Annotated in this window: 16 protein-coding genes; 6 read left to right on the top strand and 10 right to left on the bottom strand. The window is 64.9% G+C overall.

Annotated features, from left to right (window positions below):
• Window positions 1-105: 105 nt before the first annotated feature.
• Window positions 106-2,226 (bottom strand): RelA/SpoT family protein, encoded by a 2,121-nt coding sequence (locus HBF25_RS14955; protein ID WP_166949780.1) that lies wholly within the window; start codon window positions 2,224-2,226, stop codon window positions 106-108.
• Window positions 2,223-6,248 (bottom strand): ATP-dependent RNA helicase HrpA, encoded by a 4,026-nt coding sequence (hrpA, locus tag HBF25_RS14950; RefSeq protein WP_166949778.1) that lies wholly within the window; start codon window positions 6,246-6,248, stop codon window positions 2,223-2,225. The genes HBF25_RS14955 and hrpA overlap by 4 nt, the downstream gene beginning before the upstream one ends.
• Window positions 6,249-6,357: 109 nt before the next feature.
• On the opposite strand from hrpA, the gene HBF25_RS14945 reads away from it, so the two are divergent.
• The 4 genes from HBF25_RS14945 to HBF25_RS14930 all read left to right on the top strand — a co-directional run bounded on the left by HBF25_RS14945 (window position 6,358) and on the right by HBF25_RS14930 (window position 15,640).
• Window positions 6,358-6,831, top strand: coding sequence for a Dps family protein (locus HBF25_RS14945; RefSeq protein ID WP_166949776.1), 474 nt, complete (start codon window positions 6,358-6,360; stop codon window positions 6,829-6,831).
• 412 nt (window positions 6,832-7,243) lie between these two features.
• On the top strand, window positions 7,244-9,880 hold the full coding sequence (locus HBF25_RS14940; RefSeq protein ID WP_208392609.1) for a glycosyltransferase: 2,637 nt from the start codon (window positions 7,244-7,246) through the stop codon (window positions 9,878-9,880).
• A gap of 232 nt (window positions 9,881-10,112) precedes the next feature.
• Window positions 10,113-11,879, top strand: a complete 1,767-nt coding sequence (locus HBF25_RS14935) for an autotransporter assembly complex protein TamA (RefSeq protein WP_166949774.1) — start codon at window positions 10,113-10,115, stop codon at window positions 11,877-11,879.
• A gap of 11 nt (window positions 11,880-11,890) precedes the next feature.
• Window positions 11,891-15,640: a translocation/assembly module TamB domain-containing protein gene (locus HBF25_RS14930; protein ID WP_166949772.1), complete on the top strand. Its 3,750-nt coding sequence runs from the start codon at window positions 11,891-11,893 to the stop codon at window positions 15,638-15,640.
• A gap of 603 nt (window positions 15,641-16,243) precedes the next feature.
• Here the strand turns inward: HBF25_RS14930 and HBF25_RS14925 are convergent.
• Window positions 16,244-16,546 (bottom strand): hypothetical protein, encoded by a 303-nt coding sequence (locus HBF25_RS14925; protein ID WP_166949770.1) that lies wholly within the window; start codon window positions 16,544-16,546, stop codon window positions 16,244-16,246.
• The gene (locus tag HBF25_RS14920) at window positions 16,546-16,836 is read right to left on the bottom strand and encodes a hypothetical protein (protein WP_166945524.1); all 291 of its coding nucleotides are present in this window, start codon (window positions 16,834-16,836) and stop codon (window positions 16,546-16,548) included. Before HBF25_RS14920 ends, HBF25_RS14925 begins: the two co-directional genes overlap by 1 nt.
• 1,197 nt (window positions 16,837-18,033) lie before the next feature.
• On the opposite strand from HBF25_RS14920, the gene HBF25_RS14915 reads away from it, so the two are divergent.
• Complete coding sequence (locus HBF25_RS14915) at window positions 18,034-18,456, top strand: hypothetical protein (RefSeq protein WP_166949768.1); 423 nt, start codon at window positions 18,034-18,036, stop codon at window positions 18,454-18,456.
• 86 nt (window positions 18,457-18,542) lie between these two features.
• Complete coding sequence (locus tag HBF25_RS14910) at window positions 18,543-18,860, top strand: hypothetical protein (protein WP_166949766.1); 318 nt, start codon at window positions 18,543-18,545, stop codon at window positions 18,858-18,860.
• A 179-nt stretch (window positions 18,861-19,039) separates the two neighbouring features.
• Here HBF25_RS14910 and HBF25_RS14905 read toward each other — a convergent pair whose 3' ends face one another.
• The 6 genes from HBF25_RS14905 to HBF25_RS14880 form a co-directional block, all read right to left on the bottom strand.
• Window positions 19,040-19,447, bottom strand: a complete 408-nt coding sequence (locus HBF25_RS14905) for a DUF2802 domain-containing protein (protein WP_166949764.1) — start codon at window positions 19,445-19,447, stop codon at window positions 19,040-19,042.
• 150 nt (window positions 19,448-19,597) lie between these two features.
• Complete coding sequence (locus tag HBF25_RS14900; protein WP_243853255.1) at window positions 19,598-20,047, bottom strand: chemotaxis protein CheW; 450 nt, start codon at window positions 20,045-20,047, stop codon at window positions 19,598-19,600.
• A complete protein-coding gene (locus tag HBF25_RS14895) occupies window positions 20,044-20,610 on the bottom strand; it encodes a hypothetical protein (RefSeq protein ID WP_166949760.1) in 567 nt (188 codons plus the stop codon). Before HBF25_RS14895 ends, HBF25_RS14900 begins: the two co-directional genes overlap by 4 nt.
• Entirely contained in the window at window positions 20,607-21,395 is a 789-nt protein-coding gene (locus HBF25_RS14890) for a ParA family protein (RefSeq protein WP_166949758.1), read from the bottom strand. The genes HBF25_RS14895 and HBF25_RS14890 overlap by 4 nt, the downstream gene beginning before the upstream one ends.
• Window positions 21,395-22,444, bottom strand: coding sequence for a flagellar motor protein MotD (gene motD / locus HBF25_RS14885; RefSeq protein WP_166949756.1), 1,050 nt, complete (start codon window positions 22,442-22,444; stop codon window positions 21,395-21,397). The genes HBF25_RS14890 and motD overlap by 1 nt, the downstream gene beginning before the upstream one ends.
• Entirely contained in the window at window positions 22,441-23,181 is a 741-nt protein-coding gene (locus HBF25_RS14880) for a flagellar motor protein (protein WP_166949754.1), read from the bottom strand. The genes motD and HBF25_RS14880 overlap by 4 nt, the downstream gene beginning before the upstream one ends.

Raw genomic sequence — 23,181 nt, 5'->3', positions numbered from 1 at the left:
ATTGCATTTCGCCCAGTCCGGTCGCGCGCAAGGCGCGCTCCTACACAAGCCGCCATGTAGGAGCGCGCCTTGCGCGCGACCGGACCAGGCGACACGCCAGCCACGTCAACGCCCCCCGACCCTCCGCGCATCCACCACGTTAGGCAGCGCCGTCAGCCTGCCCAGCAACATCGACAACTGCTCGTAATCCTTCACCCGCAGCGTAAAACGCATCTCCACCTCGCCCGTGCGCACATGCACGCGGCTCGACGAGGCCACGATATGCGGACCGACATTGCTGATCGTGGTCGCCACATCCTTCTGCAAACCCTTGCGGTCGTACCCGCGCAGCTCGATATCCACCTCGTAGTTCTGCACCTCCACCCGCCCCCAGTTCACCTCGATCACGCGATCGGGGTCCTTCCGGGCCAGGCGAGCCAGCGCGGCACAGTCGGCACGATGCACCGATACGCCACGCCCCCTGGTGATGAACCCCCGCACCGGATCGCCCGGCAGCGGCTGGCAGCAACGGGCCAGGGTGGTGAGCAGGTTGCCGACGCCCTCAATGGACAACGCACCCCGATCACGCTGCGCCACACGCGAGGCCACCGGTGCGGTGGACTGCGTGATCTCCGGCTCCACTGGCTCCTGCAGCGCGCGGGCCACCTGCCCCAGCGAAACTTCGCCCAGCGCCACCGTGACGAACAGTTCCTCGACGCTCTTCAGCTTGAACGTGGTGGCAAGCTTCGCCAGATCCACGTCGTCCAGCGCAAGACGGCGCAGCTCTTTTTCCAGCGACAGCTTGCCCGCCACGATATTCGCGTCGTGCGCCGTGCGCCGGAACCACGAACGCACCTTCTCCTTCGCGCGCGTGGTGTTGAGATAACCATGATGCGACGACAGCCAGTCGCGGCTGGGCTCTGACACCTTGGTGGTAAGGATTTCCACACGATCGCCGCTACGTGGCGACGTGGTCAGCGGCACGATGCGGCCGTTGATCTTGGCGCCACGGCAACGATGCCCCACCTCCGTATGGATGTGGTACGCGAAGTCGAGCACGGTAGCGCCACGCGGCATGTCGATGACCTCGCCCTTGGGCGAGAGCACGTACACGCGATCTTCCATCAGCTCCGTGGCGAAACCGGCGGCGAGATCGGCGTCGTCTTCCCCTTCGCCACGCGGCTCCAGCAGCTTGCGCATCCAGGCGATCTTCGCCTCGAACTCGGCGTCTGCACCGCCGCCTTCCTTGTAGCGCCAGTGCGCGGCCACGCCCAGCTCGTTGGCGCGATGCATCTCGTGGGTGCGGATCTGCACTTCCAGCGTCTTGCCTTCGGGACCGACCACAGCCGTATGCAGCGATCGATAACCGTTGCCCTTGGGTCGTGCGACGTAATCGTCGAATTCACCCGGCAGATGCGGCCACAGGCTATGCACGAGGCCCAGCGAGGCATAGCAGTCGGCCACGTTGTCCACGAGGATGCGCACGGCACGGATGTCGTAGAGGTCGGAGAATTCCAGCCCCTTTTTCTTCATCTTCTTCCAGATGGAGAAGATATGCTTCGGCCGCCCGGCCAGGTCGGCACGGATGCCCGACTGCTCCAGGATGTCACGCAACTGCGCGAGGCTGGCTGCGATGAAGTGCTCCCGGTCCGCGCGGCGTTCATCGAGCAGGCGCGCGATACGGCGGTAGGTATCCGGCTCCAGGTAGCGGAATGCCAGGTCTTCCAGCTCCCACTTGAGCTGCCAGATACCCAGGCGGTTCGCCAGCGGTGCATGGATGTCCGAGGTGAGCTGCGCCAGCTCGCGACGCTCGTGATCGGGCAGCGTCATGGCCGTACGCATCGCCGCCAGCTGGCGGGCGAGCAGCACGAAGACGACCCGCAGGTCACGGATGATTGCCAGCAACAGACGGCGCAGGCCTTCGGCGCCGCTGGCCTTGCCGCGCTGTGCATGCAGCGCCCAGACCTTTTCGGCCTCGCCCTGCCCGTCCACCAGGCGTTTCAGCGACGGAGCCCAGCCAGCCATGGCCTGGTCGGCCGCACCCGGCATGCCACGCGACAACGAGAACCACAGCGCCGACGCGCAGGTTTCATCGTCACAGCCGAGCAGGTGCAGCAGCTCGATGATGGTCTCGCCTTCGGCACGGGCAGCCACCGGCAACACGGAACACGCCTCGCGAGCCGCATCGGTGAGCGGTGAAGGCAGTTGCTTCGCCTCGCTGGGGGTCCCGTCTCTCGCCGTTTTCATCGTGTCGCCGCCTCAGCCGATTCCAGTGCACGCGCCAACCGCTTCGCCGATACCGGCTCCGCGGTCTTCATCTCCTGGGCAAACAGCGATACGCGCCATTCTTCCAGCAACCAGCGCAATTCGCTCCATGCCTGCGCATCCCACGCGGTGCCGCCCGCATTGAGCAACGCCCGCCAGTACGGCAGCACTTGCAGCATACGCGACTGATCGCGCGCCGGGTCCTGGCGCAGGCGTTCGCCACGCAGGCGCATCGCCTTCAGGTAACGAGCGAAATGGGCCAGTCGCGAGGTGGGCAGTTCACGCAGGAAGCCTGGCTGCAACAAGGCGGTGAGCTGTTCGCGCAGGTCGTCGTAACTGGCCTTGGCAAAGCCCACCAGCGGTGGTTCCATCCACGGTTTCAGTTCGGCCTGCGCCTCGATGATGGGTTCGGCGAGTTTCTGCCGCTCCATCGCAGCGCCGAACAGTTCGCGGCCCAGCTCGGTACGCAGCGCCTCGAATTCGCCCTGTGTGCGCACGTCGAGCTTGTGCGTGGCGAGCAGGTCGGCGAAACCACCTTCCACCAGATCTTCGCGCAAGCCGTCCACGCTACCCAGTGGCGCGTATTTCAGCGACAGCGGATTGCCGATGGGCAGCTGGCGACGCGCGCGCTTGAACTCGGGCGCCAGCGCCTGGCGCAACAGGCGTTCGACGCCGCCGACATGGGCTTCGGCCGCTTCGTCGGCGCGCTCGAACACGCGCAGCGCGACGGCTTCGCCCAGATCCACCAGCGCTGGATAAGCCTTGAGGCCTGCCTCGGAACGCACTTCGCGCGGAATGGATTCGAAATCCCATGCCACGATGTCTTCGCGGGTCAGCTCGACATCGGTCTTGCGCGAGAACGCTTCGCGCGCCTTGCCTTCCCACTGGTTGCGGATCGCGGCCAGGTCGCGGCCTTCGGCCACGGTGCGGCCGTTCTCGTCGTGCACGCGGTAACGCATCTGCAAGTGCACCGGCGGCTCGGCATCGGCAAAGGCCGATGCATCGATGGCTACGCCCGTGGTGCGCTTGAGGAAGGCCGCCAGCGCTTTCGCCAGCGGCTCGTCACGCGGTGCCTCGGCTTCGAAGAAGGCCTTCGCAAAGTCCGGTGCAGGGACGAAGTTGCGACGCAGTGCCTTCGGCAGGCCACGGATCATCTCGGCCACCTTGTCCACCAGCAGGCCACCCACGAGCCATTCGCAGCGGGCCGCGGGCAACGCGTTGAGGAAGGCCAGCGGCACGTGCATGGTGACGCCGTCGGCCGGATCGCCCGGCACGAAACGGTATTCCAGGCGATAGCGATGCTGGCCGATGTCCAGCGATGCCGGGAACGCCTTGGGATCGAGGCCCGCGCCGTTGTCCATCACGTCGGCAAGCGTCCAGCGCAGTGCGGCCTGTTCGCCCGGTGCGGCCTTGCGGTACCACGCATCGAGGGCACGCGTGTCGGCGATGCTTTCAGGCAGCTTGCCGTCGAAGAACGCGGCCAGCGCCTCATCCGAACGCAGCAGGCCGGCACGGCGCTGCTTGGCTTCGATGTCATGAGCCTGTTCCAGCACGCGCACATTGGCGCGCACGAAATCGGCACGGCTATCCAGTTCGCCACGGGTCAGCGCCTCGCGAACGAAGATCTCGTGCGCCAGCGCCGGGTCCTGGCGATGGAAGGTCACGGGGCGACGCTCGACCAGCACGAGGCCGAACAAGGTCACCTGCTCATAGGCCACCACCGTGCCACGCTTGCGCGACCAGTGCGGATCGCGCGCCGTGGCACGTACCAGATGGGCGGCCTGTGATTCGACCCAGGCGGGATCGACACGGGCGCACATCATGGCCCACACCTTGCCGCCGATATCGAGGATCTGCGCGGCGAAAACCCACGCCGGCGGCGCTTTCGCCAGCGCGGAGCCCGGGAACACCTGGAATCGGCGCTCGCGCGTACCGCGGAACACGCCCTTGTCGTCCTTGTGGCCCACTTGCGTGGGCAACCCGGCCAGCAGGCTGCGGTGAATGGCCTCGAACAAGGCATCCCCCTCCAAACCCTCCGCCCCCTTGTAGGAGCGCGCCTCGCGCGCGACCGGAGACTCGGCGGCGTCGCCAACAGAGCGGTTGGGGCTTGCTGCCCTGGCGCCATTTCGCCCTGGGCGGTCGCGCGCAGGGCGCGCTCCTACAGGAGCGGGTTCCGCTTTGTCCCAGCCCAAGTCGCGGGTGACCAGCGCGAGCTGACGGTGCAGTTCGCGCCATTCGCGCATGCGCATGAAGCTCAGGAAATTCCGCGAGCACCAGTCGCGCAGCTTCGATGAGGTGAGGTCTTCGGCCGCCGCCAGATACGCCTTCCACAGGTTCACCACGCCCACGAAGTCGGACTTCGGATCGGCGAACTGCGCATGGGCCGCATCGGCCTGCCCGCGTGCTTCCGGCGGCCGCTCGCGCGGGTCCTGGATGCTGAGGAAGGCCACGATGGTCATCAGGTCAGCCAGGCTGCCGAGCTTGCGGGCTTCCACCAGCATGCGCGCCAGCTGCACGTCGATGGGCAGGCGCGCCACCGTGCGGCCGGTTTCCGTGAGGCGGCGATCGTCGTCGATGGCGCCGATCTCGGCCAGGCGGCGGTAGCCGTCGGCCACGACGCGCGGATCGGGCGCTTCAAGGAAGGGGAAGTCGTCCACCTCGCCCAGATCCAGCGCCAGCATGCGCAGGATGACGTTGGCCAGCGACGAGCGCAGCAGTTCGGGATCGGTGTACTCGGGACGGAGGCTGAATTCCGTTTCGTCGTACAGGCGATAGCAGATGCCCGGCCCCACGCGGCCGCAGCGGCCCTTGCGCTGGTTGGCGGCAGCCTGCGATACCGGCTCGATGTGCAGACGTTCGAGCTGGCCGCGCTGGCTGTAGCGCTTCACGCGCGCCGTGCCCGGATCGACGACGTAGCGGATGCGCGGCACCGTCAGCGAGGTTTCCGCGACGTTGGTGGCAAGCACGATGCGGCGCTTCGTGCCCGGCTTGAACACGCGGTCCTGCTCGTTGGCCGACAGCCGCGCATACAGCGCCAGCACCTCGGTCTCGCGATACTGCTTGCGCGAAAGCAGGAGGTGGGTGTCGCGGATCTCGCGCTCGCCCGGCAGGAAGACCAGCACGTCGCCGCGCGGGTCTTCACGGGTGATCTCGTCCACCGCATCGGCGATCTGCTGGGCGACGTTGCCCTCGCCCCGCTCGCCCGGTGGGCGATAGCGCACTTCCACGGGATACGTACGGCCCTCGACCGCGATCACGGGCGCATCGCCGAAGTGCGCCGCGAAGCGCTCGGTGTCGATGGTGGCCGAGGTGACGATGATCTTGAGGTCCGGGCGCCGCTCGGCCAGCCGCTTGAGGTAACCCAGCAGGAAGTCGATGTTGAGGCTGCGCTCGTGGGCCTCGTCGATGATGATGGTGTCGTAGGCCGACAGCCAGGGATCGGACTGGGTCTCCGCCAGCAGGATGCCGTCGGTCATGAACTTCACCAGTGCCTGCTCGGACACCTTCTCGGTGAAGCGCACCTGGAAACCTACCTTGTCGCCGATGGGCGTGCCCAGTTCCTCGGCCACGCGGGTAGCCACCGAGCGGGCGGCCAGGCGTCGAGGCTGGGTACAGCCGATGAGGCCGGCCTCGCCGCGGCCGGCGGCCAGGCACAGCTTCGGCAGCTGGGTAGTCTTACCCGAGCCGGTCTCGCCCGCGATCACCACCACCTGGTTGTCACGGATGAGCTTCACGATGTCGTCGGCCCGGGCCGCGATGGGCAGCGAGGCATCCACGTTGATGACGGGCTTGGCGGCCACGCGGGCCGCCCGCTTTGCGGCGGAAGCGGCGATGTCGCGGGCCAGTGCATCGAGTTTCGCCGGATCGGGCTTGCGCGACAGGCCACGCCAGCGCCCCAGCAGGCGGCCGACGTCGCGGCTGGACACCTGCGACAACGCGTCGCGCAGCTCTTTCAGGCGCGGAGGGGGGGATACGGGGCGGGAGGGGGTTGTAGAGGTACTCATGGGAACGCAAATAATAGCGTGCGCCTATCGATGAGATCAGAACGTTTCATTTCACGTGTATCGGGCCACTCGTTAAGATTTCTACCCAGAACCCCACGGAGAGTCGAAAATGGCTAAACAGATCGATATCGGCATCGACAAGAAAGACCGCGAAGCGGCTGCCAAGGAGCTGTCCAAGCTGCTCGCCGACACGTTCACCCTGTACCTGAAGACCCACAAGTTCCACTGGAACGTCACCGGTCCGCACTTCAACAGCCTGCACACCATGTTCGAGACCCAGTACAACGAACTGTGGCTGGCCGTGGACGAAGTGGCCGAGCGCATCCGTATCCTCGACGTGTATGCCCCGGGTTCGTATGCCGAGTTCGGCAAGCTGACCAAGATCAAGGAAGAAGCCGGCGTGCCGGACTGGAAGGACATGGTCACCCAGCTGGTCGAGGGCCATGACATCGCCGCCGCCACGTCCCGCGAGGTGATCAAGGTGGCCGACAAGGTCGGCGACGAGGGCACGGCCGATATGGTCACGGGCCGTCTGAAGGCCCATGAGAAGACGGCGTGGATGCTGCGCTCGTTGCTCAAGTAAGGAGATCTCGGGCCGGCTGTCCCCTGGATGCCGGCCTGGTTGCCGCCCTGTAGGGGTCGCGCGCAAGGCGCGCTCCTACAAGGCTACGGGACCCTTGTAGGAGCGCGCCTTGCGCGCGACCGCCCGGCCTCGATACCCCCTTGCCTTGCGCGACCGCTCCGGCCTCGATGCCCCCTTGCCTTGCGCAACCGCCCCGGCCTCGACGCCCCTTGCCTTGCGCGACCGCCCCGGCCTCGATACCCCTGTAGGAGCGCGCCTTGCGCGCGACCGGGCCTTCAGCGGGCCCATTTCACTGAGTTCAGCCTGACCGGCCATTCAGCCCGGCGTTGAGCCGTCCCTCACCGTTCGTTAAGCTCCCCCGATTACCTCGTCATTGCGAACCACTCGGGGGCCGACCGGTCCGGGGATTGTTTTGAGCGCTGCCACCAAGACCGAAAAGAGCCACCCGATCTTCACCGCGCTGATCCTCGCGATCCTCGTTGCCGCGCTGAATGTCGGGCTTTGGTACGTCGCGAACCTGCCCAACGGCCCGGAAGACTGGAAACAGCCCATCCCCGGCTTCGCGTTCACCGCCTACCAGCGCTACCAGAACCCCATCAAGGGCGATGTATCGACCGATCCGCAGATCGACGGCGACCTGCAGCTGGTCAAGAAATACTCACCCCGCATCCGCACCTACTCGATGCTGGAGAACCCGCAGACGATCCGCCTGGCCGACAAGGAAGGCCTCGACGTCATGGCCGGCGCCCAGATCGACACGCGCCTGGAAAACAACGAGCGCGAGATCGAGGCCCTCATCGCCCAGGCCCATCGCTATCCGAAGACCATCAGCCGCGTCATCGTCGGCAACGAAGTGCTGTTCCGTGGCGACCTAAAGCCCGAACAGATGATGGCCTACCTCGACCGCGTGCGCGCGGCCGTGCGCCAGCCGGTGTCCATCGCCGAGCCGTTCCACGTGTGGATCCAGAACCCCGAACTGGCCGACCACGTCGATTTCATCACCGTGCACCTGTTCCCTTACTGGAACGGCATCGAGGCCCGCGCCGGTGTCGCCGACTCCATCGGCACCCGCAACCCCGACGGCAGCAACAACACCGACGGCAGCTACCAGGCCCTGCAGCATCAATTCCCCGGCAAGCACATCGTCATCGGCGAAATCGGCTGGCCGTCCAACGGCGACCGCTACAAGTACGCCTACCCCAGCGTCTCGAACGAGGCGATCTTCCTGCGCGAGTTCTTCAATGTCGCCAAGCGCAAGGGCATCGACGACTACTACGTGCTGGAAGCCATCGACCAGCCCTGGAAGGAAAACCTCGGCGAAGGCCGCACCGGTGCCTACTGGGGCATGTTCGATGCCAACCGTCAGCTGAAATTCCCCTTCACCGGCCCGGTCACCGAGGACGTGAAGTGGCCCTGGAAGGCGCTGGCCGCCTCCCTGCTGGCCTTCGTGCCCATGGTGTGGTTCGGCAGTCGCTTCCGTCGCTTCAAGCTCACCGGCCGCCTGTTCTTCATGGGGCTGGTGCAGCTGGCCTGCGGCCTGATCGTCTGGTCGGCCACCCTGCCCTTCAATTTCTACCTGAGCCCCTTCGACTGGGCGATGCTGATCCTGCTGTTCCCGGCGCAGGTGGCCATCCTCGGCATCCTGCTCATCAACGGCTTCGAGTTCACCGAGGTGCTCTGGCGACGCAGCTGGGTGCGCCATGCCGGCATGCTCACGCCCGACCCGGTGGAACGTCAGCCCTTCGTGTCCATCCACCTGGCCTGCCACAACGAGCCGCCGGAGATGGTGCAGATCACCCTCGACTCGCTGGCCGCGCTCAACTATGAGAACTTCGAAGTCCTGGTGCTGGACAACAACACCAAGGACCCGAACGTCTGGAAGCCGGTGGAGGAATACTGCGCCAAGCTGGGTCCGAAGTTCCGCTTCTTCCACCTCGAACCCTGGCCGGGCTACAAGGCCGGTGCCCTCAACTTCGGCCTCACGGCCACGGACGAGCGCGCCGAAGTGGTGGCCGTCATCGACGCCGACTACGTGGTGCGCGAAGACTGGCTCTCCACCCTCACGGGCTACTTCCACGACTCGAAGGTGGCCGTGGTGCAGTGCCCGCAGGCGCACCGCGACTTCGAGAAGAACCGTTTCCGCCGCATGACCGCCTGGGAATACGACGGCTTCTTCCGCATCGGCATGCACCATCGCAACGAGCGCAACGCCATCATCCAGCACGGCACCATGACCATGGTCCGTCGCTCCGCACTGGAAGGCACGGGCGGCTGGTCGGAGTGGACGATCTGCGAAGACGCCGAGCTGGGCCTGCGCCTCATGCACGCCGGCTACGAGCTGGTGTACGTGGACGAACTGATGGGCAAGGGCCTCACCCCGGCCGACTTCAAGGCGTACAAGAGCCAGCGCTATCGCTGGGCCTTCGGCGCCATGCAGATCCTCAAGGGCCGCTGGAGCTGGATGACCCGCAAGGGCCCGCTTTCGGCAGGCCAGCGCTTCCATTTCCTCACGGGCTGGTTCAGCTGGTTCGCCGACGCGCTGCATTACGTGTTCACGATGATGGGCCTGTTGTGGACCGCCGGCATGATCGCCGCACCGGACTACTTCAACCTGCCGATGCAGCTGTTCCTGATCCCCGTGATCGGCTTCTTCTTCGCCAAGGCCATCTTCGGCGTGGTGCTCTACCGTGCGCGTGTCCCGTGCAGCTGGTACGACACCATCATGGCCTCCGTGGCCAGCATGGGCCTGTCGCACGCCATCGCGCGCGGCATCCTGCATGGCCTCACCCGCGAGAAGACGGCCTTCGTCGTCACGGCCAAGAGCCGTCGCATGGGTGGCAGCAGCTTCGCCGCATTCAGCCCCGTGCGCGAGGAAGTACTGATGGCGGTGGCCCTGCTGCTGGCCATCATCGGCATGGCCACGCACTACGGCACCAGCTACGTCGAGAGCACGCTGTGGATGTTCATCCTGGCGGCACAGTCGATTCCCTACGTGTCGGCCATGGTCGGCGCATGGATCGCCTTCCGTTCGGGTGACGAAGCGGGCTGATCCAACGCCTTGCAGCAACACCATGAAGACGGCCTCCCTTGGGAGGCCGTCTTCACATCCCGCACTCAAATCCTTCTCGGCGTTCATGTTTCCGCCGATTGCACTATCGACACTTCCGCACGTCGCGGGGTAAGTTACGTCCAGACACACACTGTCAGGGGATGCCAGGCGCGCCCCCGCTAGCGGCCGTGTCTCGTGCACGGCCTTGGAACACGATCGGACCAGGACGCTCATGCGCCTACCAAGACGCCATGGACTGCTGCTTCTGCCGTGGTTCCTCCTGCCGACGCTCGCACACGCGGGCGTCGTGCTGAATGTCGACGGTGTCGACGACAACCTGAAAGGCGCCATCGTCGCCAGCGTGGGCCTCAGCCAGTACGCCAAGCGCGATGTCACCGCCGCCCAGGTACGCCGCCTCTACGAAAAGGCACCCGACGAGGTGCAGGCCGCCTTGCGGCCTTACGGCTACTACGAAGCCACGGCCACGGGCGACCTGAAGCAGGTGGGCAATGACTGGCAGGTGACGCTGCACGTGGTACCGGGCGTGCCCGTCGTTATCCAGAGCGTGTCGGTGGAGATGGACGAGGTGGCCGGGAAGGTACCTTCCGTGCGTCACTTCGTGCGCGCCATGAACGACCTGAAGGGCCAGCGCCTCAACGACGGCCAGTACGATGCCGCACGCGACGCCATCAGCAGCCAGCTCACCGCCACGGGCTTTCTCGATGCGCGCCTGGTCACCCGGCGCGTCGAGGTCAATCGCGCGGAACACAGCGCGGCCATCCAGCTCAAGTGGGACGCGGGCCAGCGCTATCGCTACGGCACCATCCACTTCAAGAATTCGCAATTCCGCGATGGCTTCCTCGAACGCTATGTACCGTTCAAGAGCGGCGACTACTTCTCGCAGAGCCAGCTGCTCCAGTTGCAGCAGGCCCTCAACGGTGCCGACTACTTCTCGGTGGTGAACGTCATCCCCGATACCGACAACGCAAAGGAAGGCCATATCGACATCGATGTGGATCTCGCGCCTGCCAAGCGCACCGTCTATACCGGCGGTCCGTTCTTCGGCACCGACACCGGCGCCGGCGTGCGCGGTGGCATCGAGAAACGCTGGATCAACGACCGCGGCCACAAGTGGAAAAACGAACTGGTGCTGGCCCAGCGCCTGAAAACGCTGTCCACGCTGTACCAGATACCCATGCCCGGCACCAACCAGCGCAGCTTCAACTTCGGCGCGAATTTCCGTGATGCCAACACCGTCACGTCGAAGTCGCGCACATTGCAGCTGGTGGCCAACGAAACCCGCATGTGGCACGGCTGGCAGCGCACCATCGGCATCAATGCGCTTTCAGGCACCTTCACCGTGGGCAAGCGCGGTGGCGAAGGCGATAACGCGCTCGGACTCGAACGGGGACGCAGCACCCTGCTCTACCCCGAAATCACCCTGGCCCGCAAAAGCGGCGACAACCCGACCTTCGTGCGCAACGGCTGGTCGCTCACGCTGACCGCGCGCAGCACGGCAGGCACGTTGCTTTCGGACGCAAGCTTCTCGCAGGTCATGGGCGATGCGAAGTGGATCCGCTCGTTCTGGGGCAACAACCGCCTGATCCTGCGCGGCACGGCCGGCAAGATCTGGACAAACAACTTCAGCGACCTGCCGCCGCAGCTGCGCTTCTTCGCCGGTGGCGACCGCTCCGTGCGCGGCTACGACTTCGAGAGCATCGGCCCGCGCAACCAGTACAACCGCGTGATCGGTGGCGAAGGCCTGCTGGTGGGCAGCACCGAGGTAGAACATTACTTCACGAAGAACTGGGGCATGGCCGCTTTCGTCGATGCAGGCAACGCCTTCACCGGCACCAATTACAGCCCCCGCGTGGGCACGGGCCTCGGCATCCGCTGGCTCTCCCCCGTGGGCATGATCCGCGCCGACGTGGCCGTACCCGTGGGTGACAAGAACGAACACGGCATCCATCTGCATGTCGTCATCGGGCCCGACCTGTGAGGAGCACCGGCATGAAATGGTTGATCCGCGCCGGCATCGCCCTGGGCATCGTATTGCTGGTCGTGGCGATGGGCGTGTGGTGGCTGGTGGGCACGGCCTCCGGCCTGCGCTTCGCGCTGGAGCGCGCGAAGGGCTTCACCGATAACGCACTCTCCGTCGAACAGGCCGAGGGCCGCCTCGCCGGTCCGCTGGACCTGAAGGGCGTGCGCTACAACGATGGCAAAGGCATGGACGTGCGCGTGGCTACGGCGCATGTCGATTACGCGTTTGGAGCATTGCTGCGCAAGCGTGCGCATGTGTTCGACCTGAGCGTGGATGGCGTGGACGTCGCCCTGCCGGCGAGCCAGCCCGAGCCCGACCAGCCTTCCGAACCGTTCTCGCTGAAGCCGCCGCTCGACATGGTGTTCGACAAGGTGCGTGTGGGCCATGTAAAGGTCACGCAGGCCGGGCAGCCGCTGTTCGAATCCACTTCGCTCGACCTCGCCGGCTCGTGGACCGGCAACGGTCTCGAACTGAAGACGCTCGCCTTGCGCGCCCCGGATGGTCAGGCCGACCTTGGCGGCAAGCTCGCCGTCGGCAAGGGCTACAGCGGCGACGGCAAGGCATCGTTCTCCTGGAAGCTCGGCGATGTGGAATACGCCGGCGACGTGGAAGCCCACAGCGACGGCAAGAAAGCGCACACCATCGTGAAGCTGCGCCTGCCCTTCGTGGCCCAGGTGGATGCAAACCTCGTGCAGAGCGGTGACTTTGCCTGGACGGCGAAGATCAACGCGCCGGGCTTCGATCCCAAGCCGCTGATCGGCAACAGTTCGTTGCAGTCGCTTGGGCTGGCCGTGGAAGGCTCGGGCGACCGCTATGGTGCCAACCTCACCGGCAATCTCGATCTCAACGATTACCGCGTGCGCCTCGCACCGATGAAGGCGTCGTTCGATCACGACTACAAGCGCCTCACCCTCGAAGAACTCACGGTGGGCTCGCCGCAGGTGAAGGGCTCGCTTACGGCCAGGGGCACGGTGGAAATCGCCGCCCAGCCGCTGAACGCCGATCTGGCGCTTACCTGGAAGGACGTCCTCGTTCCCGCCAACGTCGCCGGTCAGGATCTTGCCAGTGCAGGCACGCTCACCTTCAAGGGCGGCGCCGAGGCTTATCACGCCGGGGGTGATGTCGATATCGGCCCACCTGGCCATGTAGGCAAGTTCACCCTCGATCTCGATGGCAAACCCGAAGCCATCGACCTGCACACCCTTGAACTGAAGCAGCCCAACGGCGATCTCGCCGCCAGCGGTACGATCACGCTGAAGCCCGAGATGGCGTGGAAGCTCGACCTGAAGGGGCAGCGCTTCGATCCCGGGCAGCTGCTTGCCGAATGGAGCGGTGCACTCAATCTCGATCTTTCCACCGAAGGCCATCTCGCGAAGGACGGTCCGCTGGGCACCCTCGACCTGCGCAAGCTCGACGGTACGCTTCGCAAGCGTCCGCTGCGCGGCAGCGGCAAGCTCGAACTGAAACCCAACGAGGTGGTGAACGGCAATCTCGACCTCGCCTCCGGCGGCAGCACGATCCGCCTCGATGCAAAGGGCGACACGGCCAACGATGCCACGCTGAAACTCGCCATCGCATCGCTGGGCGATTGGTTACCGGATGCCGGTGGCCGTGTGCAGGGCGATGTGGGTGTGAAGGGACGTTGGCCCGATCTCGCCGTGAAGGCGAACCTGCGCGGCAATGCCATCGTCTACGCCGGGCAGAAGATCGACGCGCTCAGCGTTGATGCTGACGTGCCGGATATCGGCAAGCCCGGTGGCAAGCTCGTCGTGATCGGCAACAACGCCGTGACCAGCGGACTCGTGTTCGACCGTATCGCCATCAACGCCGACGGTAACGAACAGAAACATCAGCTCACCGTCGAAGCGAAGGGCCGTCCGCTGGCGGCCGACCTGACGCTTTCCGGCTCTCTGAAAGATGGTGCGTGGAACGGCAGCCTTTCCCGGCTGGATATCGATTTCCAGGGCCTGCCCCGCTGGCGCCTCCAGAACGCGAGCCAGCTTGCGTGGAAGGATGGCGCGGCGAGCATGAGCGACCTTTGCCTTACCGCAGGCGATCCGGTGCTGTGCGTTGCGGGCAAGCAGGACAAGGCGGGCAATCTCGACGCAAGCTACCGCCTGCGTCGCGTGCCGCTGGCCCTGCTGATGTCGCTGGCGGAAGCATCGAATACGCCGATCCGTGCGGAAGGCATCCTCGAAGGCGATGGCAACGTGCGTCGCACCGCAGCGGGCGCCTTGTCGGGCCAGGCGAACATCACCAGCACGCATGGCTCCGTGGCGTATACCGATCATGCGGATCGCCCCCTGCTGGTGTACGACAACCTCAGTGCCAATGCCCAGCTTGCACCGGACAATCAGCGCCTGACGCTGCGTGCCGCGATCAATGATGGCGGCAGCATCGACGGCAACGTGTCGATCAGCGGCGCCCAGCAGGCACTCGGCGGCAACATCTCGCTTCAGCTGAAGAGCCTGTCGTTCGTGGAGTTGTTCACCACGGAGCTGGCCGAGGTGAAGGGCGGCCTGCATGGCAACTTCGGCCTGGGAGGCACGGTTGCCGCACCGGCCGTTACGGGCAGTGCCGTGCTGGATGGTTTTGCGGCGGAAGTGCCCAGCGCCGGCCTGAAGCTCAAGGACGGACGCATCAGCGTCAACACGACCGATGCGAAGAATTTCATCGTGGACGGCACCATCCGTTCGGGTGACGGCACGCTCTCGGTGAAGGGCAATGCCGCCCTCGGCGAAGGTGCGCAGATGCGCGTGGGCGTGGAGGGCTCGAAGTTCACGGCGGTGGATATTCCTGCCGCGAAGGCGGTGATCTCGCCCGATATCCTGATCGTGCAGGATGCCAAGGGCATGAACGTGAGCGGCAAGCTCAACATCGACATGGCGGACGTCAATGTCGAGAAGCTGCCGGGTGCGGGCGCGACCAAGGCATCGAGTGATGTCGTGGTGGTAGACGAGAAGCAGCAAGAAGCGGCGGCGCAGGCCTCGCCGATCACGGCGGATATCCGTGTCGATCTTGGCCAGAAGGTGCATCTGGTGGGCTTCGGCATCGATGGCCGCATCACGGGCCAGCTGGATGTCCGCGAGCGCCCGGGCCGTGCCACCACGGGCCAGGGCCAGATCGGCGTCGATGGCACGTACAAGGCGTACGGCCAGGATCTGCGCATCGAGCAGGGCCAGCTGTTGTTCGCCTCCACGCCCATCGACAATCCGGGCCTGAACATCCGCGCGGCGCGCACGCTGAATCCGAATGCCACCATCGACGATGGCCAGAAGGTGGGCCTGTACGTTTCGGGCACAGCGCAGCGCCCGGTACTCACGGTGTTCTCGAACCCGGTGATGGAACAGTCCGACGCCCTCTCCTACCTCGTGACGGGCAAGCCGTTGTCGCAGGTGAAGGGTGGCGAAGGCAACATGGTGGGCGCGGCGGCACAGGCTCTGGGCTCGGCGGCAGGCGACCTGCTGGCGAAGAGCGTGGGCTCGAAGATCGGCGTAGACGACATTGGCGTCAGCAACAACGATGCGCTGGGCGGCACCTCGGCCTTCACGGTAGGCAAATACCTCTCCCCCCGCCTCTACCTCAGCTACGGCGTAGGTCTCTTCGACCCCGGCCAGGTCATCACCCTGCGCTACATCCTCAGCCACCGCTGGAACTTCGAAGCGCAAAACGCCACCGACTTCTCCCGCGCCAGCCTGAACTACCGCCTGGAACGCTAGCAACTCCCCTGTAGGAGCGCGCCTCGCGCGCGACCGGTAATCCCCATAAGCCGCCGATACCGGTGAGCCCGGGGAACCGATCGCATCGGCGGTTAACGCTCCGTAGTAAAGCAGCCTTTGGAGGCTTCGCTCCGCAGGATGGGCTCGCCTTACGGCCTCGCACGCGGCGCCTGAACGTGGCCAAGAACGAGCCGACGGGGGCGGCCCTTGGCGCGCCGGCCTGCGGTGTCCCTCGGGAAAGGAGGAGCCGCTGCGCGGCTCAGTGTCTTATGGCTTGCGCCCCTTCGGGCCCGGTGAGCGTGCGGGGTTTTTCGACTCGGCTCCTGCCTCGGCGAAAAATGCCGGTCATCCTGACCGGCACCCTACGGGCCTTATCCGCCCACTCACCTCACCTCCATCAAGTCGCGCCAAGGGCCGCCCCCGCCGGCTCTCCCCAACGCTGAGGTATTCGTGCGGATAAAAACCGGCGCACGGTTTCTTGGTGACGCGCACTGCTTGTGTAGGAGCGTGCTTGCGCGCGACCGGTTTTCACGAATGATTTGATGGTTCACCCTGACCGGTCGCGCGCAAGGCGCGCTCCTACACAATCACGTATCGCGATGCTTATCGCGGCCCCGGCGCCAACCACCCCAACCACAACGCCGCCATCGTCGCCCCAAACAACGTCGCCCCGGCGATATCCAGCGTCCACGTCCACACCGGCTCAATCACCGTACACGACTCCGACGCAAACACCGCCACGGCCAGCGCGCCGACCACGAATGCCGCGAACGCCAGCGCCACGTTCCACTTCGCCCCCTTCGATAGCGGATCGCCATCCTCGCGCTTCCCCATCAAGACGGCGATATTGATGCCCAGCAGCACCACCCCACACATGGCCTTGGCGATCTCGACACGCTGCGCCATCACTTAGCCCCTCCCAACGCGCGCACCTCATCCCACATACGCCGCACGTTTGCTTGCTTGGTGCATTGCAGGCTCATGCGATAAAGCACGTTCACACCGGACATGGCTCTGGCGACACACCGCTGATTCGGCAATTCGCTTTCGGCCATGTACTCGGTAAGCACCGACTGCATCGCCTCGGCATACGCCTGCCACGCCGTCGCATCATTCATCAGCGTGTCCATACTGGCCTCGGTATTCAGACCAAAGCTCCCCTCGCCGAGGACGCCATCGTCTTTCGGATCACTCATGGTTTGGTTTTTCCCTGGTACGCCGCTTCCGAGCGGGGCACGCCAAGGGCCGTGCCCCTCATCGACTCGGGCGACGAGATCTCACCATTCCCGCGTTTTGTCCGGTTTTCTCACAGGCAGGGCGCTACGCGCCGGGTAGGACGGCAGAGCCAGAAACCATGAGAAATCAGGACGAACGCGGGCGTTAGCCGCGTCCTGACAGGTGTTTAGGACGTCCCTGGACCGTCCGGGACAGACGGTGGGTGTGAGAATGCCTTAAGATTTGGCACAGCCATATCAACTCCTTGAGATAGTTGGTTTGGTCAGCGGGTCAGGGGTGCTGGTAACACCTCTGGCTCGCGTCTTTCTCGATACGTCGAGCGATGGTTGTCTGCCGAGCCATCAACGATCCAGCAGACAACGCGCACACCGTACCAAATTGCGGATGCGTTTGGGTATGGAAATATTCTCAAAAATCGCCCCCGTCGTTCCTGCGCACGCAGGAACCCAGCGCCCCGATTTGCCAGCAAACACGATGACGTTGCATCGGCTTTGGCGCCAACCGTTTCGATATCCATCCAGCGCCACGCCATCCCTGTAGGAGCGTGCTTGCGCGCGACCGGTGATATCGAAACGATGATGATGTTCGCAACAACCGGTCGCGCGCAGGCGCGCTCCTACACGACAGTAGCTGTGTCCGGTTAGTTGTGAGGTCGCGCCGGTCGCATCGGTGCTCCATCGTGCGACACCACATCCCTGTAGGAGCGTGCTTGCGCGCGACCGGTGGAATCGAAACGATGATGGTGTTCGCGATGACCGGTCGCGCGCAGGCGCGCTCCTACACGGCAATCGTTACGTCACGATCTATCTTGCCATGCGTCAATTTTTAACCGTTCCTTGCCCTGTGCAGAAACCACCCGCACCGCAATCACCCCCGAAAATCCATCAATATCCACAGGTACGTCGCTCCGCCTTCATGACCTGAAGATATCTCCTACATCCACACGCCAAGCCATCTGATCGAATACCCGATTGCGTCCGCCGAGTTGATGCCATGTGTTACTCACAAGGAGAAATCATCCTTTCACATATCCAAGGGTTCTCCATGGGCTGCTTGTTTTCTGGCAGGCCAAGAGCACGGATCGCCGGGCACGTCATGGCCCTATTAGTAATTATTTACCGGTTATTCCGGATGTTTCAGTAACAAGGACGATCGACATGAACATACCGAAATCTTCCACCATCACTCCTCTACGACGAATGATGATGGTGCTTGCCGGCATTACGGCGCCTATTCTTCCTCATATCTTCTGCGAAGACCCTGATCATGATTCCTCCTACATCGTAATCACGGTGACCGCTCTCCTCCTCATCGTACTCGCGACTCTTCGATACGCACGAAAGCACCCATGGGAAGCTGAAATGCGCAAGCTTGAAGACATTAAGTTCAGGTGGGTAACCGGTTTCGCCCTTTTCTTTGTCGTAGCCGACATGGCGCGCCTGCTGGTGGATGCCGAACATGGTTATCGGACGGCGCTTCTGCACGGTACGCCACTGGTGATATTTGCCTTTGCAATCGCATACACAGAACTCAGCCTTGCCAAAAAAGGGCGATTGCAGAGAAGTGGTGCACTTCAGTGAAAAATCGCTGGATCAGGCCTTGGCTTGTTTGCTCGTACGCCGTTTATTTCGCCGCATTTGCTCCGCACTTCACGTGCGAGAAGCATATGCATGAAATCTCGTTCTTTATCTATATGGCGGCTGCATGTACGACGATCTCCGCCATCGTGCTGTTGGTGCAGATGCGTATGTGGAGGCGGAGGACCTTCTGGATGGCGCATAGAGGTACGTTCTATCGCGAGCCATGGATCGAAGGGTGGCAAGTGCTGGTCCATGCCGGGTGGCGGGCGTTTGCACTTATTGTTTTGATAATGGCCATTACGCAGGTTGAGCGATTGCCGCTGGAGGGCGTTGAGCTGGTTTTCAGCACTTCGTTGCTGATGGGGCTTGGGTTGGCTAACGGGCTTTGTTATGCGCGTGGTTAATGGCGGAAGATCGCGGTGATTGCGTAGGGGGTGTTATCTCTAAAGCCGTATGCCACGCGCTGGGTTCCTGCTTTCGCAGGAACGACGGGGGACTTCGGGTAGGCGGGCTTCAGGCCGCCTGATTTGCGCTTAGTGTTGGAATCCTGGCGAGTACCGGTATCGGCTTCGACACGGGAGGGTCAGCGCCCTGCGTGCAGGTGATGCAGTAGTTCCGCTTCCGTGAGCGACAGGCCGCAGGTTTCGGCGATGTCCTGGGGCGAGGCACCCTGGCGGGCGAGGCGCTGGGCCAGGGCCAGGGCGCGGTCGGTGTTGACGCCGCCTTCGTTGGCGACACTGACGTTGGGCGTGCGGCGGACCTGGTCTTCGATGTCGCCGAGGCGGTGTTCCAGGCGGCGCAGCATGCTGTCGAGCTGGTCGGGCTCGATGGCGGGCGTGGGGTCTACCGTTGCAGGGGTCTCGTGCAGGGCCTCGGGAGCAACCGGCTGCGCCGGAGTCTGGGTCTTGCGCGTGCGGAGGATCAGGAACAGGAGGCCGACCAGGTTGAGGACGGCGAGTGCGATGAGCACGTAACCAATGGCGGCGTTCATGTCATGGGGCTCCGGGTGGACGGGCTGAACGGTAGCACGGGCGGCTTTGTTGTAGGAGCGCGCCTTGCGCGCGACCGGTGGTGCGAATGCGTTGATGGTTTTCGCGATGACCGGTCGCGCGCGAGGCGCGCTCCTACAGGAGTGAGGGCATCAGGCGCGGCAGAGGCGGGGGACGTCGACCAGGGCGATGAAGCCGTCTTCTCGGGTGACGACGCCGCTCACCGGGTCGTCGCGGCGTTCGGCGCGGCCGGGGGGCGGAGGGGAGACTTCGTCGTCGCCGAGGTGGAGCATGTCGCCAATGAGGTCGATGCGCATGCCAACCACGCTGCCGGCGTCGTCGAAGACGATGACGCGCTGCCCGTCGGCGTGCTGTGCATCCACCTGCCCTTCCAGGCCAAAGCGGCGGCGGCCGTCGAGCACGGGCACGATCTGGCCGCGCAGGTTGACGATGCCGAGCACGTCGTGCGGTGCGCCGGGTACGGGGGTGATGTCGCCGGGGCGGATCACTTCACGCACAGCGGAAAGGGCGACGGCGTAGCGCTGTCCCTTGAGTGAAAAACCGAGCCAGGTGCTACGGTCGTCGGATACGGTGACGGTCATGGCCCAAGCTCCTGTTCCAGCCATTCAATGAGTGCGGCGGTGCCAATCACGCCGCATTTCGGTTCTTTGGACATGCCCACCAGCCAGGGACGCGACGTCGCGCCGTGGCGCCACTGGATGCCTTCGCCTTCCAGCACCACCGGCTCGTCGTTGACGGCGCAGGCCAGGGCCCACGCGCGATTGCCCAGGATCACCAGCGTATCGGCCTGTGCGCCGGACATGTCGGGCGAGAGGATCGCGCCGAGGTCGGCCACGCGGGCTTCACCGCTGGGATGGCGCCAGCGTCCCAGGCAGATCGGATTGGCACTGTTGGGTGGCGACAGCGGCGGCATCGGCAGCATGTGCGTGACGTCATCCATCGGCACCGCAAGCTTCACGCCGGCAGCGACGCACAGCAGGTAACGCGTCTGGCCCGTGGCCGTGGGCGGCGGCAGCGGGTCGCTCCAGGTCTGGATGGCGACAACCTTCACTTCCGCGGGCGGTTCGGGCACCGGCAGCGGCGTGAGCAGCTCGGCGAGATAACCTGCGACGATCTGCTCGGCGTCTTGCATGGCGCGGATCATGCGGCCGCGTCCGTCAACGACGGCACGGGCATGGCCAGCAGCTCGTCGAGCAGCTGGCGGTAGGCGAGACCGCCGCGACGTGCGGCGGGCCAGGAGGCCAGCGGCACACCGGCGGCGCTGGCTTCGCGGATCTGGGTGTCGGTGGGAATCACCGACTGGCTCACGCCATCGCCATACTGCTCGCGCAGTTGTTCGAGGCAGGCGCGCGAGGCATGGGTGCGTGCGTCGTACAGTGTCGGCACGATGGTGCGTGGCAGCGGCTTGCCGCGCGAGCGCTCGATCATCGACAGGCTGCGCAGCATGCGTTCCAGGCCCGCGAGCGCCAGCGCCTCGGTCTGCGTGGGCACCAGCAGGCGGTCGCTGGCGGCGAGTGCGTTGACCATGAGCACGCCGAGCGTCGGTGGGCAGTCCAGCAGCACATGGTCGAAATCGGGGGCCAGTTCGGCCAGCGCCTGGGAGAGCACGAGGCCCATGCCCTGGCGGGTGCCGAGCTGGCGATCGAGCGTGATCATCGCCGCGGATGCGGGCAGCACGCTCAGCCGCTCCCACTGCGTGCCGTGCACGAGCGTGCGCACGGGCAGCGGATTGGCGGTAACTCCGAAGAGATCGTAGACGCTGCCGTGCGCACCGCCTTCGACACCGATATAGCCCGACAGCGATGCGTGGGGGTCCATGTCGATCAGCAGCGTGCGCTTGCCGGATTCGGCCAGCATGCTGCCCAGCGCCACCGTGGTGGTCGTCTTGCCCACGCCGCCTTTCTGGTTGGATACGGCCCAGACGCGCATCAGTGTGCCTCCCCTTCCGTCGCGAACCGGGCGGCACCCGCGGTGGGGGCGACCAGTTCGGGGGATGAGGTTGCGGCTGACGTCGCCGTGCCCGATGCCGCGGCAGGCGGTGTAGCGCCAGCAGCAGGCGCTTCGGTCGCGCCACGCTGAGCCAGATCCACACGATCCGCATCGCTATAGAAACGCGCCGGTGCCGCCTTGTCGCTCATCACGACGATCAGCACGCGGCGATTGTGATTGCGGCCGTCGGCCGTGGCGTTGTCGGCGGTCGGGCGATATTCGCCCCAGCCGATGATGCCCACGCGGTGCGGATCGACGCCGGTCAGGGTGAGCAGTCGCGCCACCGTAGCTGCGCGCGCGGCCGACAGCTCCCAGTTGGACGGAAACGTAGACGTGGCGATGGGCGTGTTGTCCGTATAACCCTCGATGCGCATGGCGTTCGGGAACGGCGCGAGGATGCCGGCCAGGCGACGCAGCACGTCTTCGGCCTGCGGCTGGAGCTTCGCCACGCCAACGGGAAAGAGGATATCCGTGCGCACTTCGATTTCGAGCCAGTCCGGCGTCTGCCGCACGCTGACCAGGCTCTTGTCGATCAGCGGCTTCATCGCCCGCTTCACTTCGTCGGAAATCTGGCTGAGCGTGTTCTGCTCGGTCTTGCCCACGCTGGTATTCGCATCGGCGCTGGTGGCGGTCTGCCGCAGCTTGCCGTCCTGGTGTTCGGTGGCGGCGCCTTCGTGGCCGGGCAGCGGCAGGTTGCGCGGCGGAATGGGTACGTCGATCTTCGCTATCGGCGAGGCAGTGGGCGCGCGCGACTGGTCGGGCAGCGGCACCTGCGCGGCGGGCGTCGAATCGCGGATGGGCTCGATCACCTTGCCCGTGCCGTTGAAAGCCTCGTTGATGGACTGGGCCATCACTCGGAACTTGGTCTCGTTCACGGCGGATACCGCGTACATCACCACGAACAGCGCGAGCAGCAAGGTGATCAGGTCGCCGTAGGGGATCGCCCAGCGCTCGTGATTCACGTGCTCTTCGTGGTGACGGCGTTTCACGAGAGGAATCCTTGCAGCTTGCTCTCGATGTGGCGCGGGTTGTCACCCTGGGCGATGGAGACCAGTCCTTCGACCAGGATTTCGCGCATCTGCGAACGACGTCGTGCCAGGCCCTTCAGGCGCGAGGCCATCGGCAACGCCAGCAGGTTGGCCAGGCCGATACCGTAGATGGTGGCGACGAAGGCGGCGGCGATGCCGTGGCCGAGCTTGCTGGGGTCGGCAAGGTTCTGCATCACGGACATCAGGCCCATCACGGCGCCGATGATGCCCATGGTCGGCGAGTAAGTGCCCGCGTTCTCGAAAACCTTGGCCGCCTCGATGTCGGTGTGCTCGCGCGAGTACACCTCCACTTCCAGCACCGAACGCATGGCATCGGGTTCGGTGCCATCCACGAGCAGTTGCAGCCCCTTGCGGATGAAGGGATCGGTTTCGCGCTCAATGGCCGGCTCCAGGCCCAGCAGGCCCGTGCGGCGGGAGATTTCGCTCCAGCCGATGATGCGGCTGACGAGGTTTTCCGATTCGATATCCGGCGGGCGATACACCCAGGGCAGCATGCTCCAGGCGCGCTTGAGCACGGCGCCGGGCGTCTGCACGAGCAGTGCGGCGAAAGTGCCGAGGAAGACGATGACGAAGGCAGCGGGGTTCCACAGGGCGTCGAGGCTCGATCCCTTGAGGATGGTACCCACGATGATGACCACGAAGGCCAGGATCGTGCCGACGACACTCACGATATCCAT

This window comes from Luteibacter anthropi, assembly GCF_011759365.1.
GTDB lineage: Bacteria > Pseudomonadota > Gammaproteobacteria > Xanthomonadales > Rhodanobacteraceae > Luteibacter > Luteibacter anthropi.
The sequence above is the reverse complement of the archived record's forward strand: the minus strand, read 5'-3'. Positions and strand labels throughout refer to the sequence as shown.

Coding starts and splice junctions, on each gene's coding strand:
- HBF25_RS14955 (WP_166949780.1), bottom strand. CDS start 2,226: ATGAAAACGGCGAGAGACGGGACCCCCAGCGAGGCGAAGCAACTGCCT.
- hrpA (WP_166949778.1), bottom strand. CDS start 6,248: ATGAGTACCTCTACAACCCCCTCCCGCCCCGTATCCCCCCCTCCGCGC.
- HBF25_RS14945 (WP_166949776.1), top strand. CDS start 6,358: ATGGCTAAACAGATCGATATCGGCATCGACAAGAAAGACCGCGAAGCG.
- HBF25_RS14935 (WP_166949774.1), top strand. CDS start 10,113: ATGCGCCTACCAAGACGCCATGGACTGCTGCTTCTGCCGTGGTTCCTC.
- HBF25_RS14930 (WP_166949772.1), top strand. CDS start 11,891: ATGAAATGGTTGATCCGCGCCGGCATCGCCCTGGGCATCGTATTGCTG.
- HBF25_RS14925 (WP_166949770.1), bottom strand. CDS start 16,546: ATGGCGCAGCGTGTCGAGATCGCCAAGGCCATGTGTGGGGTGGTGCTG.
- HBF25_RS14920 (WP_166945524.1), bottom strand. CDS start 16,836: ATGAGTGATCCGAAAGACGATGGCGTCCTCGGCGAGGGGAGCTTTGGT.
- HBF25_RS14915 (WP_166949768.1), top strand. CDS start 18,034: ATGAACATACCGAAATCTTCCACCATCACTCCTCTACGACGAATGATG.
- HBF25_RS14910 (WP_166949766.1), top strand. CDS start 18,543: ATGCATGAAATCTCGTTCTTTATCTATATGGCGGCTGCATGTACGACG.
- HBF25_RS14905 (WP_166949764.1), bottom strand. CDS start 19,447: ATGAACGCCGCCATTGGTTACGTGCTCATCGCACTCGCCGTCCTCAAC.
- HBF25_RS14900 (WP_243853255.1), bottom strand. CDS start 20,047: ATGACCGTCACCGTATCCGACGACCGTAGCACCTGGCTCGGTTTTTCA.
- HBF25_RS14895 (WP_166949760.1), bottom strand. CDS start 20,610: ATGATCCGCGCCATGCAAGACGCCGAGCAGATCGTCGCAGGTTATCTC.
- HBF25_RS14890 (WP_166949758.1), bottom strand. CDS start 21,395: ATGCGCGTCTGGGCCGTATCCAACCAGAAAGGCGGCGTGGGCAAGACG.
- HBF25_RS14880 (WP_166949754.1), bottom strand. CDS start 23,181: ATGGATATCGTGAGTGTCGTCGGCACGATCCTGGCCTTCGTGGTCATC.